Genomic DNA, 19,434 nt, shown 5'->3' with positions numbered 1-19,434 from the left:
TAATCATACCCTAGCTGTTTCCTGCCTTTGTGTATTACTAATACGAAGGGGAAAAATCAGCACCCTTATTTGAATATATGATGAAAGATACGAAGACAGAAAAAAACAAATTACGTCGCTATCTGGATGATATGTACATCCGGGAGGAAGCATCGCAGTTACTGGAAAGTATGAGAGATGCTGACCATAAAGATATATTGGATGAGTTGTCTGCCGAAGTCTGGGAGGAATCCGTCAGCCAGCAGCCTGTTACTGACTTGGAGCGTGAGAAGTATAAAAAGGAGGCTCGCCAGTTGCTGAAACATATTGAACATAAGAAACGTACCTGGTTCCGTCGGGTAATGACGATTGCAGCCAGTGTGGCGGCTGTAATAGCCATCGTGACAGGAAGTATCAGTTATTTCCGGTATATGAGTGAGCAGCAGATAACTTTCGCTGAAATCTCAACCTCTTTTGGAGAGAAGAAACGGGTGGAATTACCGGACGGAACTATATTAGTGTTGAACTCTTGTTCACAAGTACGTTATCCTGATTCTTTTCAAGGGGATATCCGGAAAGTGGAACTGGAAGGAGAAGGATATTTCAGGGTTGCCCATAATGAAGATATGCCGTTTATTGTACAGACGAAGCGACTGGATGTTCGTGTTTTGGGAACCCGGTTTGATGTAAAATCTTACTCTACGGATGAAATCGTATCGGTAAGTGTAGAGAGTGGCAAAGTACAGGTTGATCTGCCGGAAGCAATGATGCGATTGACTGCAAAAGAACAAGTTCTGATAAATACCGTTTCCGGTGAATATAGTAAGAAGAAGGAAGAACGTGGGGTAGCAGTCTGGATCAAGGGAAGCCTGCGTTTTAACAGTACTCCGATCCGGGATGTGGCAAAAGAACTGGAACGTGTTTATAATTGTCAGATAACCTTTGCTTCCGGACAGGAATTTGATAATCTGATTACCGGTGAACATGACAATAAGAGTCTGGAGTCCGTACTTAAATCCATCGAATTTATCAGTGATATCAATTATAAGAAAGAAGGCAGGAATATACTTCTTTATAAAAAATGAGAATTAAAAAATAGATCAATGTTTAACCCGTTAATAAGGACAGAATGAAAGCATCACCCTCATAGAAACTCCCTAAAAAGATAGAAGCACTCCTAAGGAATGCTTCTATCCGCAACCCGGACGGATATTCATTCGCTTCGACCCAAATGAATAACGTATCGCACGTTGCTTGTTTTTAATAACTTTAGTCAATTACTAAAACGCACAAATTTATGAATAATCTTCTTATTTGTAAAGGAAAAAGTAGAAATAGCTGCTCGTTTTTAGCTTTTTTACTATTCACCTTCCTTTTTGTTGCTCCGACTGCTGCTCAGACATTGAAAGAGAACAACATTACGCTCCGTGTACAAAACGAGCCGGTAGAAAATGTTTTCAATAAAATCAGTGAACAGACCAACTTTAAATTTATCTACGATCAGGAAACGGTAAATAACGCTCCGCATGTTTCTTTTGATGTAAAAAACGCTACGCTTAAACAAATTCTGGGAGTGATAACTACTCAGTCAAAACTTTATTTCAATAGGACCGATAATACAATTGCTGTCAGTAAACAGCCGCTTAAAGAAGAAAGCGCTCAACGTACACGTACCGTTCAGGGAGTGGTTGTAGATGATAAGGGAGAGCCAGTTATTGGTGCCAGTGTCCAGATCAAAGGAGAGGGCAGTGGTACGATTACCGATATGGACGGACGATATTCGTTGATGAATGTACCGGAATCGGCTACATTGACAATTTCCTATATTGGCTATAAGACCGTCAGCCTTTCTGCAAAAGATAAGAATACGGCTAAGATTACGTTGACCGAAGACAGCAAGATGATCGATGAAGTAGTAGTGGTAGGATATGGTGTACAGCGGAAACGGGATGTGTCTACTTCCATCTCTTCCGTGAAAGCCGAGCAGATTGCGGAGGTTTCTGCTTCCGACTTTCGTCAGGCATTAGCTGGAAAGATGCCGGGAGTGCAAGTGACTCAGCCGAGCGGTGACCCGGAAGGAAGTGTCAGTATCCGTGTTCGTGGTATCAGTACAGTCAATGCGGGGAGTGATCCTCTCTATATCATTGACGGTGTACCTGTGGAGCGTGGCTTTGCCAATCTGAATAATAATGATGTCGAGTCGGTAGAGGTACTTAAAGATGCTTCGTCTGCTGCGATTTATGGTAGCCGCGGATCAAATGGTGTAATTATTATCACTACCAAACAAGGGCAGTCGGAAAAAATGAAAGTACAATATGATGGATATTATGGTATCCAGAGTATTTCGAAAAAACTTCCGATGTTGAATGCTTATCAGTTTGCGGAGTTTGCCAAAGACGGGCATGATAATTCTTATCTGGATGCTAATCCCGGTGGTTCACCTAATGACCCTAATGGTATGCGTCCGAATTCATGGGAACGGATTCCTACAGAACTTTTTCCTTATCTGAACGGCGATCAGGGATTAACGGACACAGACTGGCAGGATGCAATTTTCCGTAGTGCGGCTACAACCAGCCATAATGTTTCTATCTCCGGCAGAGGAAAGACCGTTGGTTATTTTATTTCTGCCAATTATTATGATAAAGAAGGTATTATCATCAATTCTGATTTCAAGAAATATAGCATGCGTATGAATCTGGACGGAAAATATAAAAGACTGAAATTCGGTCTTAATTTCTCTCCTTCTTATTCGACTTCCAATCGGGTGGATGCTTCCGGATCGAATGGTATTGTTCAGTCGGCCTTGATGATGCCTCCTGTGTGGCCGGTATATAATTCCGACGGTAGTTATAACTATCAGGGAAATGGCTATTGGAGAATTGGCAATGACTATCAGCACAATGCGGTATTAAACCCTGTGGCAATGGCCAATCTACAATCGGACGTAGTAGACCGTATGGCAATTGTAGGGAAAGTCTTTGCCGAACTGGAACTTTTCAAGGGACTTACTTATAATATTTCTTTCGGTGGTGATTATTATGGTTCTCATAATGATCAGTATCGTTCGTCAGAACTACCCTTACTGGGCCAGAAATATTATGATATCAAGTCGAACCCTACTGCATACAGCTCCTCCGGTTTTTATTTTAATTGGCTGATTGAGAATAAGATTAATTATAATACAGTGATTAATGAAGATCATTCGATTAATGCGGTTCTGGTGCAATCTGCACAAAAAGAAACTTATAAAGGAGATAATGTGACGGCTACCGATTTTCCGAATGATTATATACAGACGATCTCCGGTGGAACAGTTATAAAGGGGGCGTCTGATAAGACCCAATGGTCGATTGCTTCCTATCTGGCTCGTGTGCAATATAGTTATAAAGGTAAATATATGGCTTCCGGAGCTATTCGTGCGGATGGTTCTTCCCGTTTCGGAAAAAATAACCGCTGGGGATATTTCCCGTCCGCATCATTGGCATGGAGAGTTAGCGGGGAGGATTTCTTCACGAAGGCGAAATTTCTCTCCTTTGTAGATGACTTGAAAATCAGAACCAGTTATGGTGTTACAGGTAACTTTCAGATAGGCAACTACGATCATCTATCATTGATGGCTCTTGATAATTATATACTGGGTACGGGTAACGGGCAACTGGTACAAGGTTATAAGCCCAATACAATTAAGAATGATGATTTAAGCTGGGAAAAGAATGCAATGGTCAATGTCGGTGTGGACCTGCAAATGTTCAAAGGATTATTGGGGATAACAGTTGATTACTATAATACCAATACCTCCAATATGTTGCTGAATGTTCCTGTTCCTCATCTGACCGGATACAGCACTGCCCTGATGAATATTGGAAAAGTAAATAACCGTGGTTGGGAAATAGCCTTGACATCTCAGAAAAATTTCACCAAAGACTTTGGGTATTCTTTTAATGCCAACTATGCTACGAATACCAATGAAGTAAAAGCTCTTGGTCCGGGAAATGCTCCCATTATCTCTACCGGAAGCGTAGATCATGCTTATTATATCACAAAAGTAGGCGAACCGATCGGATGTTACTATTTGCTGGTGCAGGACGGTATCTTTTCCAACGAAGAAGAATTGAAGAAATATCCTCATTTCAGCAATACTCAGCCGGGAGACTTCCGTTTTGTAGATGTGGATGGAGACGGTGTGATGGACTTGGACAAAGACCGTACGATAGTAGGTAACTATATGCCCGACTTCACCTATGGATTTGGTGGTAAAGTATGGTATAAAGGCATTGATCTTGACTTTAACTTCCAGGGAGTTTACGGTAATGAGATTCTGAATCTGAATCGTCGCTATATTGATAATTTGGAAGGAAACACCAATGGTACCACGATTGCCCTGAATCGCTGGAAAAGTGCGGATAACCCCGGAAATGGTCAGGTGAACCGTGCCAACCGCAAATCGAAAGGTTATAATGGCCGTACTTCAACCTGGCATCTGGAAGATGGTTCTTATTTGAGATTGCAGAATGTAACGTTAGGATATACTTTGCCTCAGAATCTGACACGTCGTTTCTTTGTGGAGAAGTTGAGAGTCTATGTCTCCGGACAGAACCTTTGGACATCTACCAACTACGGTGGATACAATCCGGAAGTAAATGCACGTCCGAGCAATTCACTTTCGCCGGGTGAAGATTACGGAACATATCCGCTGGCGAAAACCTTCTTGTTTGGATTAAATATAACACTTTAGTCATCCTTAAAAATATACGGTGTATGAAAATATATAGACAAATCCTATTCTTGGCAACTGCTTTTGTATCAGTGGCCTGTACAGATAGCTTTTTCGACTTGGAGCCAAGTAGCAGTGTGCCTACAGATAAAGTATACAAGACAGCAGACGATTTTAATGTAGCAGTGATCGGCTGTTATTCTAAATTGCAGGGACAGGTTTCCTACTTCACGGAATGCTGCGAATATCGGAGTGACAACCTGTCGTTGAGTGCTCCTACTGCCGGAACACAAGACCGTTATGATATAGATCAGTTTGCGGATAAAGCCTCTAATGGAATATTGGAATCCGCCTGGGCGAATTTTAATAACGGAGTATATCGCTGTAATTTGGTATTGGACAAAATAGACGCAGCTGACTTTGATGCTACGTTGAAGAAACAATATAAAGGGGAAGCGCTTTTCGTGCGTGCTCTTACTTATTTTAATATGTATCGCTTGTGGGGTGGAATTCCGATGACTGATAAAGTGGTGACGGTGGCTGAAGCTCTTAAAATCGGAAGAAGCTCAGAGCAGCAGGTCTTTGATTTTCTTACCGGCGATTTGAATCAGGTTATCAATGAGAATATGCTGCCTTCTTCTTATACGGGTACTGATACGGGACGTGCGACCTCCGGTGCTGCAATGGCATTGCTGGGAAAGATTTATCTGACTTTCCATAAGTGGACAGAGGCACGCAATGTACTTTCGCAACTGATAGGCAGATATTCTTTGATGCCTACACCGGATAAAGTATTTGATGTCGATAATAAAATGAACGATGAAATCATTTTCGCAGTGCGCTTTAATAAGGACGTTGAGGGTGAAGGACATGGTTATTGGTTTTCAATTATCAACCTGACAGATGATACTAACCAGACAAAGGCTTTGAAGGAGTGCTATAAAGACGGTGATAAACGCAAAGACCTGATCACTTATGTGAAAGTAGAAGATAAAGTTTGCGTAATGAATAAATTCAAGGATTTGAAAAGTGCGACATACAATACCGTCGGTAACGATCAGATTATTCTTCGTTATGCCGATGTACTGTTAATGTATGCCGAAGCACTGAACGAAATCAGCTATAGCAACTCTCAGACTTCTGATGCAATGGTTGCTTTGAATGCGGTACATACCCGTGCCGGATTATCTCCGGTTCAGATTACGGAACTGGCAGATCAGGATAGTTTCCGTAAAGCCATTATGCTGGAACGCCAACAGGAATTTCCTTATGAGGGACACCGTTGGTTTGACCTTGTTCGCATGGGAGGTGCCAAGGAAGCTATGAAAGCGGAGGGACATACAATTCAGGATTTCCAGTTTCTGTATCCTATTCCTAAAACGGAATTGGAAAGAATCAACAATACCGAGTTGTTGTGGCAGAATCCGGGGTATTAATATGGTTAAACTTAAAGAATTCAGACGATGAAAAAAATAATATATAGCTTGTTGTTTGTCATTACGGCAGTTTGTGCAGCTTGTGACGAAGAACTGCCAAAAGCAAGTTTTGATTTATATGAATTAAAGACGCTTACGGCAACGGCCGGAGATATGAATGTGGCACTTTCCTGGGAAGCATATCCGGACGCCCGTCCTGATGAATATCTTATTAGCTGGACTTCGGGCTCTTCGGGAGCGGAAGGAGGGCAAATGACTGTGGAGGCTGAGGCTTCCGGTGCAACTGTCAGTGATCTTGTCAATGATGTTGCTTATACATTCTCCGTACAACCTCGCTATACCGGAGGATTGGCGAGTAAGCGATCTACTTCTTGTACGCCAAAGAATGCAAGATATCCGGTGACTGGTCTGACTGCGTCAGCGGGAGACAAGAAAGTCCGGCTGAGATGGACGAAGCCTGCCAGCGAACGGTTTACGAATTATCAGATTACCGTAAGTCCCGGCAATCAGGTTATCAAATTGGATGACACAACATTGGAAGAATATATGGTTGAAGGGTTGACTAATGATCAGGAGTATAAGTTTGATGTTGTTTGCATTTATCCGATGGGGAATTCTGTTTCGGCGGAAGCGGTGGCTACTCCGGGAATTATTTATCCGGTAGCAGTCAATACGGAATTGGTTGTCTGGGAGTCTGCTGTCTTTGCTTATAACGATATGTATTTTACTGGTGGCAATGTTAAATCCGTCAGCTGGGATTTTGGTGATGGTACTGCTTCTGCTGAAACGACTCCATCGCATGCTTTTGCTGCTACTGGAACTTATACAGTTACTATTACAGTAACATATACGAATAATACGACGGAGTCAGGAAGTGTGGAAATTAATGTTGTCGAATATAAATGGGATAGTCTGAATCTAAATTTTAACGGATTAACAGGATATGTCAAGACGTCCAATCCTGTATTCTCCCCGGATGGAAAGACGATGTATATTCCGACTTCAACGCCTGCCGGGCATTTGTTTGCCTTAGATGTAGTCAGCGGCGAATTCAAATGGGTATTTGCCATTGATAAAATAACTTATGGCGGCGGTGCATTAGTGGGGTCTGACGGTACTATCTATCAGTGCGTGAGAGATGCTTCTATCAAGAATGTGTATGCCATAAATCCGAATGGTACTCAGAAATGGTCATTGCAATTAGACGGACCGATAGGTGCGTTCCCTGCTTTGTCTGCTGATGGTGTACTCTATTGTTTGACTAATAAAAGTACGTTATATGCACTCGATGTTGCGAATGGTGCGATTAAATGGCAACAATCTCTTGATGGAACAACAGGAAGTGCGGTGGCTATTGATAGAAACGGACATATCTATGCAGGTACCAGTGAAGCTATTTATGCTTTCAGCGCAAATAAGGAAGAACTTTGGAAACTCAGTGGTGTTAATGTGACAGAGCAGGGAACTTTTGCTTTGAATGGCAACACGCTTTACGCAACTTTGAAGTCAAAGGCTGGACTTGTTGCTGTTGATATCACGAACGGAACCAAAAAATGGACCTATCCGACAACAGGCGGTGATGCTTATTTCCCTATCGTAGATAAGAAAGGTGTTGTTTATTTTACAGAGAAAGGTTCGCAAACAGTTTACGCTGTAGACGCTGACGGTTCAAAAGTATGGGTGAAGAAGGTAAATAATAACCTGAACTACAGTGGTGCTGCGTTGAGTACAGATGGTGTTCTTTATATCGGAACGCAGTCAAATAATAAGATTTTCGGACTTAATACGGCAGATGGAAGTACTGTTTATGAGGAATCTGTGGGTCAACAGGTAATGGCATCCGTTTCGATTGGTCCGGACAAGCGTCTTTATTGTGGTACTATTGGAGCGAGCAATATAGGTTCTATAAAAGCGTTTGACATTAATAAAACGTTGGAAACAGACTCCTGGAGTATACGGGGTGGAGATATTCAAGGTACAAACCGACAAAAATAAACGGTGATGAGAAAATTGATATTTATCGCATTTATGGTGATGTCTGTTTGTGGATATGCACAGAAATATGAAGTAGGTACTACGACAGCAGTGTGGAAAGCACCTGCTGCTGCCGACTTCCTTCATGCAAAAGCGATTGGTGTGAAGTATGTCGAAGTAGCCTTTAATCAATGTTATAGGGGAGTTCCTGTCGATGAAGTGATTCCACGTATAAAGGAAATGAAAGCGAAGATAGACAGTGCGGATATTGAAGTCTGGTCTATTCATCTTCCTTTCTCCCGAACGCTGGATATCTCAGTTCTGGATGATCGGTTAAGGAAGGAAAATGTAGATTTTATGGCAGAGATGATAGAATTGTGTGCCATGTTCCAACCGACTTGCCTGGTTTTGCATCCAAGTTCGGAACCGATAGCCGATAGTATTCGGGCGCAACGGATTGCCAATGCTTCGGAGTCTATTGCTTATTTGAAGAAATATGCTGATAGGATTGGCGCTCAACTTTGTATAGAGAATCTGCCCAGAACCTGTTTGGGAAATACTCCGGAGGAACTTATGAGGATTGTCGGAGATATCCCGGACGTAAAAGTGTGCTTTGATACAAATCACTATACCAAAGGCACGACAGAGCACTTTGTGGCAATAGTAGGTAGCCGTATCGGCACTATACATGCTTCAGATTTTGATTTGGTGAACGAATGCCACTGGCTTCCTACACAGGGAAATATAAAATGGGGAAAGTTGATGCAAGATTTGGAGAAGACCGGATATAAAGGCGTTTTCATGTATGAAGCGACGAAGGATCACGAAAATAATAATGTGAGACCTGCTCTTGAACGGATTGCAGAGACCTTCGATAAAATAACTGATGACTATAAAACACTGAAATAATATGAATAATATAAGAAGAATACAATATTTCCTGTTTTGCCTGCTGGCAATAGGACTTGCAAGTTGTAGTGACGATGATAATAATGATAAGAAGACCGGGTACGAAGGAATTCTTACGGAACTGGCAGCAGAGGTAGATGCCACTACCCAACAGTTATGGGGAACTTCTCCATCAATTGTAAATACTGAACGTGCCGATGCTTTGAGCACTATTCAGGGATATGCCGATAAATGTCTGGATGACTATTTTATCAGTTTTCTGAATGGTTTTGATCAGGCAAGTATGAGTATGGAGAAGAGTGAACCGATCTTATACTATTACCGGAGTGCTTTTGACCGGGTGATGGACGGAATTGAAAACTCCAAAGTAGAGAATGGCACAGCAGAAATCTGGTTGCTTTATAACATGGGATATATAGTTAAGACTCCTTCCGGATGTTTTGCTATTGATATTTCTCATCGCTGGGCGAAGGAACTTGCACCCTATATCGACTTCCTTTGTGTGACGCATAAGCATTCTGATCATTATAATACAGATTTGATTCAGGCAATGTTTGATTTGGATAAGCCGGTATTATCCAATTATTTGAAAGACACCACTTATCCCTACACGGCAAAGGGGGATAAAGATTATGAAATAGGTAAATTTAAAATCCGTACTTGTATTACCGATCATAATAATTCCGGATTATCAAATTTCGTAACTATTTTCCAGATAGACTGTGGGGACGATACTGGAAATTTCGTCTTTATGCATGTCGGTGATTCCAATTTTAAAACGGAACAATATACAAACATTGCGCCACATGTTAATGTCTTGATTCCCCGCTATGCTCCTAATGCGCTGACTGAGAATAATATTTTAGGTACCGGAGCGGGACAGGTACAGCCGGATTATGTTCTGTTATCCCATATTTTGGAAATGGCTCATGCAGGTGTTGATGCATCCAGATGGTCATTGGACATGGCACTAGAACGGGCGTCCAAGATTAACTGTGACCAGACCTATGTGCCTATGTGGGGAGAAAAGATGGTCTGGAAGAACGGTAAGCTGAACTAATAATTTTAATATTTGAATTTATGAAACGAATTTATAACTTTATATTGCTTGTATGCCTGGTGCAACTGGCTGTTGCCCAAAATCGGATTGCGGAAATCAGAGAAAACCTGTTAGGAAATTATTCCGATAGAGTGTTGGTCGTTTCTCATCGTGCCGATTGGCGAAATGCTCCCGAAAATTCATTGCAAGGAATACGGAATTGCATTGATATGGGAGTGGATATGGTAGAAATAGATTTGAAGAAGACCAAAGATGGTCACTTGGTCGTCATGCATGATAAGACAATTAACCGTACAATGACAGGAAAAGGAAACGCTGAGGATTATACACTGGCAGAACTGAAAGCAATGCGACTTAAAAATGGAGCAGGCTGTAAAACCAGACATCAGATTCCTACTCTCGAAGAAGTTATGTTACTTTGCAAAGGGAAGATAATGGTGAATATCGATAAAGGTTACGATTATTTTCAGGAAGCTTATGCTGTACTTGAAAAAACAGGAACAATTGACCATTGCGTAATTAAAGCAGGACTCCCCTATGAACTAGTGAAAGCAGAAAATGGTGATGTACTTGATAAGGTTATTTTTATGCCTATTGTGAATCTGCACAAAGAAGGAGCGGAAAAGATAATCAATGATTATCAGTCACACATGAAACCGGCTGCTTATGAACTGGTATTTAATGATGATAATGAAGAAATGCTTCGCTTGATCAGGAAAGTACGTGATAGTGGTGCCAAGCTTTTCATTAATTCTTTGTGGCCTGAACTTTGTGGAGGTCACGATGACGATCGCGCGGTAGAACTACACCAACCGGATGAAAGCTGGGGATGGATTTTGAATCAGGGGGCTAAACTGATTCAAACAGACCGCCCGGCATTATTACTCGAATATTTGCGTAAAAAGAAACTGCACGACTAAAGATATTCCTTCATGCTGAAACATCTTATAAATTTTTACAAGGTCTCTTCACCGGGGCCTTGTAACGAAGACGTTATGTCTTCATCCGGCAAGCGTCGGTTGAAATATCTGCAATGGTCTACCTTTCTTTCGGCAACTTTCGGGTACGGTATGTATTATGTCTGCCGGTTGAGCTTGAATGTAGTAAAGAAACCGATTGTAGACGAGGGAATCTTTTCTGAAACGGAACTCGGAATAATCGGTTCGGTGCTGTTCTTTACGTATGCGGTGGGTAAATTTACGAATGGATTTCTGGCAGATCGAAGTAATATAAATCGTTTTATGACTACCGGCCTGCTTGTTACCGCATTGATTAATCTTTGTCTCGGTTTCTCCCATTCATTTATTTTGTTTGCTGTTCTTTGGGGAGTCAGCGGCTGGTTTCAGTCTATGGGGGCTGCTTCGTGTGTAGTCGGACTTTCCCGTTGGTTCACGGATAAAGAACGTGGCTCTTATTATGGCTTTTGGTCCGCCAGTCATAATATTGGTGAAGCACTGACATTTATAATTGTAGCATCTATTGTTAGTGTTTGCGGCTGGCGTTATGGTTTCTTTGGGGCGGGTATGGTAGGATTGCTGGGGGCATTAATTGTATGGCGTTTTTTTCATGACAGTCCCGAAAGCAAGGGCTTTCCTCCGGTCAATGTCCCGAAAGAAAAGAAAACGATGAGTGCTTCCGAAACGACAGATTTTAATAAAGCTCAACGGCAGGTTCTGACAATGCCTGCTATCTGGATCCTTGCTTTATCAAGTGCATTTATGTATATCAGCCGATATGCGGTAAACAGTTGGGGAGTTTTTTATCTGGAAGCACAGAAAGGATATTCCACTTTGGATGCCAGTTTCATTATTTCCATTAGTTCTGTTTGTGGTATTATCGGCACCATGTTTTCCGGTGTAATTTCTGATAAACTGTTTGGTGGCCGGCGTAATGTTCCGGCTTTGATTTTCGGACTGACGAATGTTTTAGCATTATGTTTGTTCTTATTAGTGCCAGGGGTACACTTTTGGCTCGATGCTGTGGCAATGATCCTCTTTGGACTGGGCATCGGAGTACTGATTTGTTTCTTAGGTGGGCTGATGGCTGTTGATATTGCTCCTCGCAATGCTTCGGGAGCTGCTTTGGGAGTTGTTGGAATTGCCAGTTATATCGGAGCTGGGCTGCAAGATGTCATGAGCGGAGTTTTGATTGAAGGACATAAAACGATCCGGAGTGGGGTAGAGGTTTACGACTTTACTTATATCAATTGGTTTTGGATCGGATCGGCTATATTGTCGGTATTTTTCGCTTTATGGGTGTGGAATGCGAAGCAAAAATAAATCATTGATTATCAGTGGAGTATAAAATAGGTACTTTTTCTTTTAAAGGAACGGGCTCTTGGTTTAAAACCAACGACCTGTTCCTTTAAAACCAACGGGGTGTTTCTTTTAAAGGAATGAGCCTTGATATTTCAGAATTATTTCAGTATCATAATTTTTCTTTGCGGGAGATTTATTATCTTTGTACTTTTAACCCGGTAATCGATGAGTAGAATATTTGCAATTACTAAAATACTGCTGTTTGTGCTATTGGCTGGAATGACTTCCACTGTATTTGCGCAAAGCGATGATTTCACTACATGGACTAAATTCAAAGTGAACTATAAGATCGATCCCCGATTTTCACTTTTAAGCAATCTGGAGTTTCGGACAAAGGATGACGTAAGTAGAATGGACCGTTTGGGATTGGCCATTGGAGGCGAGTATCGGGCTTATTCATTTTTGAAACTGGAAGCCGGATATGAAACTCATTTCCGGAATTTGGGAGATTCGGAATGGAAATTCAGACACCGTTATAACTTTGGAGCAACTGCAAGTTTTCAATATCAGTGGTTGAAAATTGCTTTGAGAGAAAGGTTTCAGCAAACTTTTGACCGTGGAGATTCAAAAGCTCGCCTTCGTTCCCGCTTAAAATTCGCTTATGCGCCCGAAAAAGGAATCGTTTCCCCCTACTTTTCAATTGAAATTTATCAAAGTTTGGATGATGCTCCTTTTTGGAGAGCAGATCGTATGCGTTATCGGCCTGGAGTAGAGATAGCTTTGGCTAAACGATGGGCGTTAGATGTTTTTTATTGTTATCAGTATGAGTCTCCAAAAGGTAAACATATTGCCGGGGTAGAAATAGGCTATTCTTTTTGAAAATGTTAGATTGCTAATATAATAATGTGTAAGCCTATTTGGTTTTGAAATATCCCTGATTCATAAAGTGCTACTAATTTGATACTTATGAATAAATATAAATATTATTTAAGAAAATGAAGTATTGGTTGATTTATGATTTATACTTTTGCTTTTGGCATTTCAGAATGAAATGTTGGAGTTGATGATTCTCCAGTCGCAACAGACGTGTTGTGTGGAATCTCATAACTGAAAGTGAATACTTCCTCTTATGTCCTTCTTTCTGCCCAATCAAAGATTTCTTATTATTTATATTTAAATAAAGAGGACATGAATATTTTGTTTAGAATGGAAAAAGGAATCGCTGTGTGCCTTTTTTCTTCTTTTTTTGTATTAGCATGTGTAAATCATATTCCGGGAGAGAAGGCTGCAGTCAGCAATGGAGATATTCCATTGAAATTTACTGCTGATATTCATGAAGTGACATATACACGTGTTGCTGGCAATGGCTTTGAAGAGAATGATGAAGTGGGAGTATTTGCCCTTGTAGGGTCCTCCACCATGAAGGAAGAACGTTATGCGGATAATTTGCGTTTCTTTCGTACTTCCGAAAAAGTTTTTGAGTCCAGTGAGCCGATTTATTATCCTGATGATGAGGTAACATTACGTTTGATCAGTTATTATCCTTATCAGGAAGAGGGAGTGAATATGGGAGAAAGTACGATGTCGGTGGCGGTAGAAACAGATCAAAATCTTTCTGCCGGCTATTTCTGCTCTGATTTTCTGGTTGCTTCTCAAAATCTGCAATCAGCTCCTAAAGGAGCCATCGCCCTGCACTATGATCACAAATTTTTCAAATTAAAAATCGCTTTGGTAGGAAAGGAAGGTGAAGAATTGCAGGGTATACTGGATGCTGACCCAAAACTTTCTGTTTGTGGTTTTTATACTAAGGCGATTTATGATTTCCAAAAAGAAACTTATTCCGCTTTTTCTAATGAGAAAAGCATTACTCCTGCCGGAAAATGGGAGATACAGGGAGATCGGTTGAGCGGAAAAGAAGTGATCCTTATTCCGCAAGAAACCACTTTGGGCTATCAATATATTGTATTGGATGTTGGAGGTAAGATATATACCAGCCCATTGCCCTCTTCATTGCAGTTGCAGAGTGGTAAACAGAGTGAGCTGGCGATTTCCTTCATCCCGACCGAAGATGTTTTGATAAGTAAAGTCGAAGGAGAAATCAATAGTTGGGAAGATGGAAATACAGGGCAGTCCGGGTCCGAAGTTTTCCACAATTATGTGGATGTGTCAAAATTGGTATTTGACGATTCGAAGGTGTATAAAGTGTTGAGTGCTGGGCAGCAGGTAGCAGAAATATGTAAAGAATATCTAGTGACGCCTGATTTTTCTTCACAGGCAATTGTCGTTTATCCGATGAAAGATAACCATGCGGTTGACTTATCCAAGGGAACGGTAGTACAATTGGTCGGACATGCAGATAAAGTGCACGGCGGAACTGTAGCGTGGGATTTGAAAGAACATTCATTGAAATATACTCCTGGAAATCAGGCTGCCCGAAGTAAGGTGTATATTTTGCCTGACGGACAAATTGCATTGTCTATGCCTGAAGAAATGTTGCCCGTATTGGCCATGAAAGATATAATGCGTGATGTGCGTGGGAGTAGTATTCACAATTACCCGATAGTGAAAATTGGTACGCAGTATTGGATGGGAAGTAATCTGAAAACATCATTATATATAGATGGAGAAGAAATTCCGAAACTGGAGATTATGAATGCCGGAGCGACAGGTTATCTATTGTCTCAAACAGATAAGAGTTATTATTTTTATAGTTTTGGAACAATTGTCAGTAATAAGCTGCTTCCTGTGGGGTGGAATATGCCTGATTGGAATGATTGGAATATGCTGAAAACTTATTTGAGCAATGATGCCTCTTTGTTGAAAACCGGGACATGGAAAGCAATAAGTACCGGTGCCGGTGCAATAGTAGGAACTGCTACCAATCTCACGGGTTTTGATGGATATCCGGTAGGAATGTATGCCGGCAAGTTTCAGTCTGCCTATGAAGGAAAATATCTTTCTTATTGGACTTTGAATGAAGCAGGGACAGATGCGGATGAGAAAATATTCTTGTTGAGAAGTGATAAAAACGAAATAGCAGAGGGAAACACCGGGTTAGACAAAGCTTACGCCATTCGTTGCATCCGAAAGTAAATCGTGGAAAATTGTTCTTCTTTTTTATATTTTGCTTATATTTGGGAAGTGAAACTTAAATAGAAGTCATAGATTATGAAGAAAATAATAAATCCCTGGAAAGGTCTGGAAGGGTACAATTGCTTTGGTTGCGCCCCTAATAATGAAGCCGGAATAAAGATGGAGTTTTATGAAGATGGCGACGAAGTGGTAAGTATCTGGAAACCCCGTCCTGAATATCAGGGATGGATCAATACCTTGCACGGTGGTATTCAGGCTGTTCTCATGGATGAAATTTGCGCTTGGGTGATACTTCGTAAATTACAGACAACGGGAGTAACTTCAAAAATGGAGACTCGTTACCGCAAGCCGGTCAGTACTACTGATTCCCATATTGTGTTGCGTGCTTCTATTAAGGAAGTCAAGCGAAATATTGTAATTATTGAAGCTAAGTTATATAATAAGGATGGCGAAGTATGTACCGAAGCGGTTTGTACGTACTTTACGTTCTCGCACGAAAAGTCGAAAGATGAAATGCACTTTGATAAGTGTGATGTAGAGCCAGAAGAGATATTGCCTTTAATTTGAAATAAAAACTGAACTTTTTGTGATAAATGTTTGGAAGTATCAAACAAATGCTTTACTTTTGTCGCATTAAATAAAAGAAATATGAAATATACAGTTGCACATCATCATCATCATTTTCCTAACGAATAACTCGGTGGGCGTGATTGATAGTGTGTATAACTCTATAAAGATAACGAAGGCTTACCGAATACGGTAAGCCTTTTTTTATTTCTGAATTGTTCGAATTGTAAATCATAAAATAATAAATAAAATCATGTTAAGAATCGCAGTACAAGCCAAAGGACGTCTCTTCGAAGAGACAATGGCACTTTTAGGAGAGTCGGATATTAAAATCAGTACAACGAAGCGTACTTTGTTGGTGCAGTCTTCCAATTTTCCTATCGAAGTTTTATTTCTTCGTGACGATGATATCCCGCAAACAGTAGCTACCGGTGTAGCTGATTTGGGAATTGTCGGTGAGAATGAATTTATGGAAAAAGAGGAAGATGCTGAAATCATCAAACGATTGGGATTCAGCAAATGTCGTTTGTCTTTGGCAATGCCGAAAGACATTGAATATCCGGGATTGTCATGGTTCAATGGGAAGAAAATAGCTACTTCTTATCCGGTCATTTTGAGAAACTTCCTAAAGAAGAACGGAGTAAATGCAGAGATACATGTCATTACCGGTTCGGTAGAAGTATCTCCGGGCATTGGACTGGCAGATGCTATCTTTGATATCGTAAGTTCAGGATCTACTTTGGTAAGCAACCGCTTGAAGGAAGTGGAGGTAGTGATGAAATCCGAAGCGCTGTTGATTGGCAACAAAAACATGAGCGATGAGAAGAAAGAAGTACTGGAAGAACTTTTGTTCCGAATGAATGCAGTAAAGACTGCCGAAGACAAGAAATACGTGCTGATGAATGCTCCGAAGGATAAACTGGAAGAAATAATTGCCGTGTTACCTGGTATGAAGAGCCCTACTATTATGCCATTGGCACAAGAAGGCTGGTGCTCTGTTCATACTGTACTAGATGAAAAGCGTTTTTGGGAAATCATTGGCAAATTGAAGGGACTGGGTGCTGAAGGTATTTTGGTGTTGCCGATTGAAAAAATGATAGTCTAATAAGTTTGAATGATGAAACTAATCAAATATCCCTCCAAAGAACAATGGGCAGAACTTCTGAAGCGTCCGGCTTTGAATACGGAGAGCTTGTTCGATACAGTTCGTACTATTATAAATAAGGTAAGAGCGGAAGGTGATAAAGCTGTTTTGGAATATGAGGCGGCTTTTGATAAGGTGACTTTGTCTGCTCTCACTGTGACTTCCGAAGAAATACAGAAAGCCGAAGGACTGATCAGCGACGAGTTGAAATCTGCCATTACGCTGGCTAAACGGAATATTGAAACTTTCCACTCTTCCCAACGCTTCGTTGGCAAGAAGGTAGAAACAATGGAAGGAGTAACTTGCTGGCAAAAGGCGGTAGGTATCGAAAAGGTGGGGCTTTATATTCCCGGTGGAACGGCTCCGCTTTTCTCTACGGTATTGATGTTGGCTGTTCCCGCAAAAATTGCGGGATGCAGGGAAATTGTGCTTTGTACCCCTCCCGATAAAAACGGAAATATTCATCCGGCTATTCTCTTTGCCGCTCAACTGGCAGGTGTCAGTAAGATATTCAAAGCGGGAGGAGTGCAAGCTATCGCTGCTATGGCATATGGAACCGAGAGTGTTCCTAAAGTCTACAAAATCTTTGGCCCTGGAAATCAATATGTGACGGCTGCCAAGCAGTTGGTAAGTCTTCGGGATGTAGCCATCGACATGCCGGCAGGTCCTTCCGAAGTGGAAGTGCTGGCTGATGCATCTGCTAATCCGGTGTTTGTTGCGGCAGATTTACTGTCGCAGGCAGAACACGGAGTGGACAGTCAGGCGATGTTGATAACAACCTCTGAAAAGCTTCAGGCAGAAGTAATGGAAGAAGTAGACCGCCAACTGGCAAAGCTTCCTCGACGGGAAATTGCTGCGAAATCTCTGGAAAACAGTAAACTGATTTTGGTGAAGGACATGGATGAAGCGTTAGAGTTGACGAATGCATACGCACCCGAACATCTGATTGTAGAGACTGAAAATTATCTGGAAGTTGCTGAACGTGTAATAAATGCCGGTTCCGTCTTCCTTGGCTCATTGACGCCGGAAAGTGCAGGGGATTATGCTTCCGGAACCAACCATACGCTGCCGACTAATGGTTATGCGAAAGCATACAGCGGCGTGAGCCTGGACAGCTTTATCCGGAAAATCACGTTTCAGGAAATTCTTCCTCAAGGCATGAAAGTTATCGGGCCGGCTATTGAAGAAATGGCAGCCAACGAACTTCTGGATGCTCATAAGAATTCAGTTACAGTACGATTAAATACATTGAAATGAAAACATTACAAGAACTTACCCGGCCGAATATATGGAAACTAAAGCCTTATTCTTCGGCTCGTGATGAATATAAAGGCGCTGTGGCTTCCGTTTTTCTGGATGCGAATGAGAATCCTTATAACCTGCCTCACAACCGCTATCCGGACCCCATGCAGTGGGAACTGAAAACACTGTTGTCTAAAATTAAAAAGGTTTCTCCCCAGCATATCTTTTTAGGAAACGGCAGTGATGAGGCGATTGATCTGGTGTTTCGTGCATTCTGCGAACCGGAAAAAGATAACGTAGTTGCTATTGATCCGACTTACGGTATGTATCAGGTTTGTGCCGATGTGAATAATGTGGAGTACCGGAAAGTTTTGTTGGACGAAAACTTCCAGTTCTCAGCAGAAAAGCTTCTTGCAGCTGCAGATGAGCGTACGAAACTCATTTTCCTGTGTTCACCTAATAACCCGACGGGAAACGACCTGCTGCGTTCTGAAATAGAAAAAATACTCCGCGAATTTGAAGGATTGGTCATATTGGATGAAGCGTATAATGATTTCTCCGAAGCACCTTCTTTCCTCGAAGAGCTGGATAAATATCCGAATCTGGTTGTTTTTCAGACTTTCTCCAAAGCTTGGGGATGTGCTGCTATCCGTTTGGGTATGGCTTTTGCATCCGAAGCAATTATCGGAATCCTGAGTAAAATCAAGTATCCTTATAATGTGAATCAGCTGACACAGCAGCAGGCTATTGCTATGCTGCATAAATATTATGAAATAGAACGCTGGATAAAAACATTGAAGGAAGAACGCGACTATCTGGAAGAAGAATTTGCGAAATTATCTTGTACAGTCCGAATGTACCCGTCCGATTCCAACTTCTTCTTGGCGAAAGTAACGGATGCGGTGAAGATTTACAATTATTTGGTAGGTGAAGGGATCATAGTGCGCAACCGTCATTCCATTTCGCTTTGTTGCAACTGTCTGCGTGTGACGGTGGGTACCAGAGTGGAGAATAATACGTTACTTGCTGCCCTCAAAAAATATCAAGGATAGTAT

Annotated in this window: 14 protein-coding genes; all 14 read left to right on the top strand. The window is 41.4% G+C overall.

All coding sequences use genetic code 11. The features are described 5' to 3' along the window. Positions 1-77: 77 nt before the first annotated feature. The 14 genes from DW640_RS03725 to hisC all read left to right on the top strand — a co-directional run bounded on the left by DW640_RS03725 (position 78) and on the right by hisC (position 19,431). Positions 78-1,064: a FecR family protein gene (locus DW640_RS03725; RefSeq protein WP_008760505.1), complete on the top strand. Its 987-nt coding sequence runs from the start codon at positions 78-80 to the stop codon at positions 1,062-1,064. A 212-nt stretch (positions 1,065-1,276) separates the two neighbouring features. Continuing rightward, positions 1,277-4,717, top strand: a complete 3,441-nt coding sequence (locus DW640_RS03720) for a TonB-dependent receptor (protein ID WP_117577381.1) — start codon at positions 1,277-1,279, stop codon at positions 4,715-4,717. A 23-nt stretch (positions 4,718-4,740) separates the two neighbouring features. Then, positions 4,741-6,132: a RagB/SusD family nutrient uptake outer membrane protein gene (locus DW640_RS03715; RefSeq protein ID WP_008760507.1), complete on the top strand. Its 1,392-nt coding sequence runs from the start codon at positions 4,741-4,743 to the stop codon at positions 6,130-6,132. A 27-nt stretch (positions 6,133-6,159) separates the two neighbouring features. Beyond that, on the top strand, positions 6,160-8,127 hold the full coding sequence (locus DW640_RS03710) for a PQQ-binding-like beta-propeller repeat protein (RefSeq protein ID WP_008766238.1): 1,968 nt from the start codon (positions 6,160-6,162) through the stop codon (positions 8,125-8,127). 6 nt (positions 8,128-8,133) lie between these two features. Then, positions 8,134-9,015 (top strand): sugar phosphate isomerase/epimerase, encoded by an 882-nt coding sequence (locus DW640_RS03705; RefSeq protein ID WP_008766237.1) that lies wholly within the window; start codon positions 8,134-8,136, stop codon positions 9,013-9,015. A 1-nt stretch (position 9,016) separates the two neighbouring features. Next, the gene (locus tag DW640_RS03700) at positions 9,017-10,075 is read left to right on the top strand and encodes an MBL fold metallo-hydrolase (RefSeq protein ID WP_008766236.1); all 1,059 of its coding nucleotides are present in this window, start codon (positions 9,017-9,019) and stop codon (positions 10,073-10,075) included. Positions 10,076-10,095: 20 nt separating this feature from the next. Further along, positions 10,096-10,995 carry a glycerophosphodiester phosphodiesterase family protein gene (locus tag DW640_RS03695; protein ID WP_117577380.1) on the top strand — a complete coding sequence of 300 codons (900 nt, stop codon included), beginning with the start codon at positions 10,096-10,098 and terminating at the stop codon, positions 10,993-10,995. A 12-nt stretch (positions 10,996-11,007) separates the two neighbouring features. Further along, on the top strand, positions 11,008-12,354 hold the full coding sequence (locus DW640_RS03690; protein WP_117577378.1) for an MFS transporter: 1,347 nt from the start codon (positions 11,008-11,010) through the stop codon (positions 12,352-12,354). A 204-nt stretch (positions 12,355-12,558) separates the two neighbouring features. Continuing rightward, positions 12,559-13,212 (top strand): DUF2490 domain-containing protein, encoded by a 654-nt coding sequence (locus tag DW640_RS03685; protein ID WP_185981490.1) that lies wholly within the window; start codon positions 12,559-12,561, stop codon positions 13,210-13,212. Between the two features lie 309 nt (positions 13,213-13,521). Then, positions 13,522-15,426 carry a fimbrillin family protein gene (locus DW640_RS03680; protein WP_008760514.1) on the top strand — a complete coding sequence of 635 codons (1,905 nt, stop codon included), beginning with the start codon at positions 13,522-13,524 and terminating at the stop codon, positions 15,424-15,426. 75 nt (positions 15,427-15,501) lie between these two features. After that, on the top strand, positions 15,502-15,993 hold the full coding sequence (locus tag DW640_RS03675) for a PaaI family thioesterase (protein ID WP_008766233.1): 492 nt from the start codon (positions 15,502-15,504) through the stop codon (positions 15,991-15,993). 253 nt (positions 15,994-16,246) lie between these two features. After that, positions 16,247-17,098, top strand: a complete 852-nt coding sequence (hisG, locus tag DW640_RS03670; RefSeq protein WP_008760516.1) for an ATP phosphoribosyltransferase — start codon at positions 16,247-16,249, stop codon at positions 17,096-17,098. A gap of 12 nt (positions 17,099-17,110) precedes the next feature. After that, positions 17,111-18,394, top strand: coding sequence for a histidinol dehydrogenase (hisD, locus tag DW640_RS03665; RefSeq protein WP_165360478.1), 1,284 nt, complete (start codon positions 17,111-17,113; stop codon positions 18,392-18,394). Next, positions 18,391-19,431 (top strand): histidinol-phosphate transaminase, encoded by a 1,041-nt coding sequence (gene hisC / locus DW640_RS03660; RefSeq protein ID WP_008760517.1) that lies wholly within the window; start codon positions 18,391-18,393, stop codon positions 19,429-19,431. The genes hisD and hisC overlap by 4 nt, the downstream gene beginning before the upstream one ends. Positions 19,432-19,434 lie beyond the last annotated feature (3 nt).

Source organism: Bacteroides sp. AM23-12, from assembly GCF_003434395.1.
Classification (GTDB): domain Bacteria; phylum Bacteroidota; class Bacteroidia; order Bacteroidales; family Bacteroidaceae; genus Bacteroides; species Bacteroides thetaiotaomicron.
This window is presented reverse-complemented; position numbering and strand designations above follow the sequence as displayed.

Bases quoted from the DNA above. Each gene is read 5' to 3' on its own strand.
- DW640_RS03680 (WP_008760514.1), top strand. From the start codon at position 13,522: ATGAATATTTTGTTTAGAATGGAAAAAGGAATCGCTGTGTGCCTTTTT.
- DW640_RS03715 (WP_008760507.1), top strand. From the start codon at position 4,741: ATGAAAATATATAGACAAATCCTATTCTTGGCAACTGCTTTTGTATCA.
- DW640_RS03685 (WP_185981490.1), top strand. From the start codon at position 12,559: ATGAGTAGAATATTTGCAATTACTAAAATACTGCTGTTTGTGCTATTG.
- DW640_RS03700 (WP_008766236.1), top strand. From the start codon at position 9,017: ATGAATAATATAAGAAGAATACAATATTTCCTGTTTTGCCTGCTGGCA.
- hisC (WP_008760517.1), top strand. From the start codon at position 18,391: ATGAAAACATTACAAGAACTTACCCGGCCGAATATATGGAAACTAAAG.
- DW640_RS03705 (WP_008766237.1), top strand. From the start codon at position 8,134: ATGAGAAAATTGATATTTATCGCATTTATGGTGATGTCTGTTTGTGGA.
- DW640_RS03725 (WP_008760505.1), top strand. From the start codon at position 78: ATGATGAAAGATACGAAGACAGAAAAAAACAAATTACGTCGCTATCTG.
- DW640_RS03690 (WP_117577378.1), top strand. From the start codon at position 11,008: ATGCTGAAACATCTTATAAATTTTTACAAGGTCTCTTCACCGGGGCCT.
- DW640_RS03695 (WP_117577380.1), top strand. From the start codon at position 10,096: ATGAAACGAATTTATAACTTTATATTGCTTGTATGCCTGGTGCAACTG.
- hisD (WP_165360478.1), top strand. From the start codon at position 17,111: ATGAAACTAATCAAATATCCCTCCAAAGAACAATGGGCAGAACTTCTG.
- hisG (WP_008760516.1), top strand. From the start codon at position 16,247: ATGTTAAGAATCGCAGTACAAGCCAAAGGACGTCTCTTCGAAGAGACA.
- DW640_RS03710 (WP_008766238.1), top strand. From the start codon at position 6,160: ATGAAAAAAATAATATATAGCTTGTTGTTTGTCATTACGGCAGTTTGT.
- DW640_RS03675 (WP_008766233.1), top strand. From the start codon at position 15,502: ATGAAGAAAATAATAAATCCCTGGAAAGGTCTGGAAGGGTACAATTGC.
- DW640_RS03720 (WP_117577381.1), top strand. From the start codon at position 1,277: ATGAATAATCTTCTTATTTGTAAAGGAAAAAGTAGAAATAGCTGCTCG.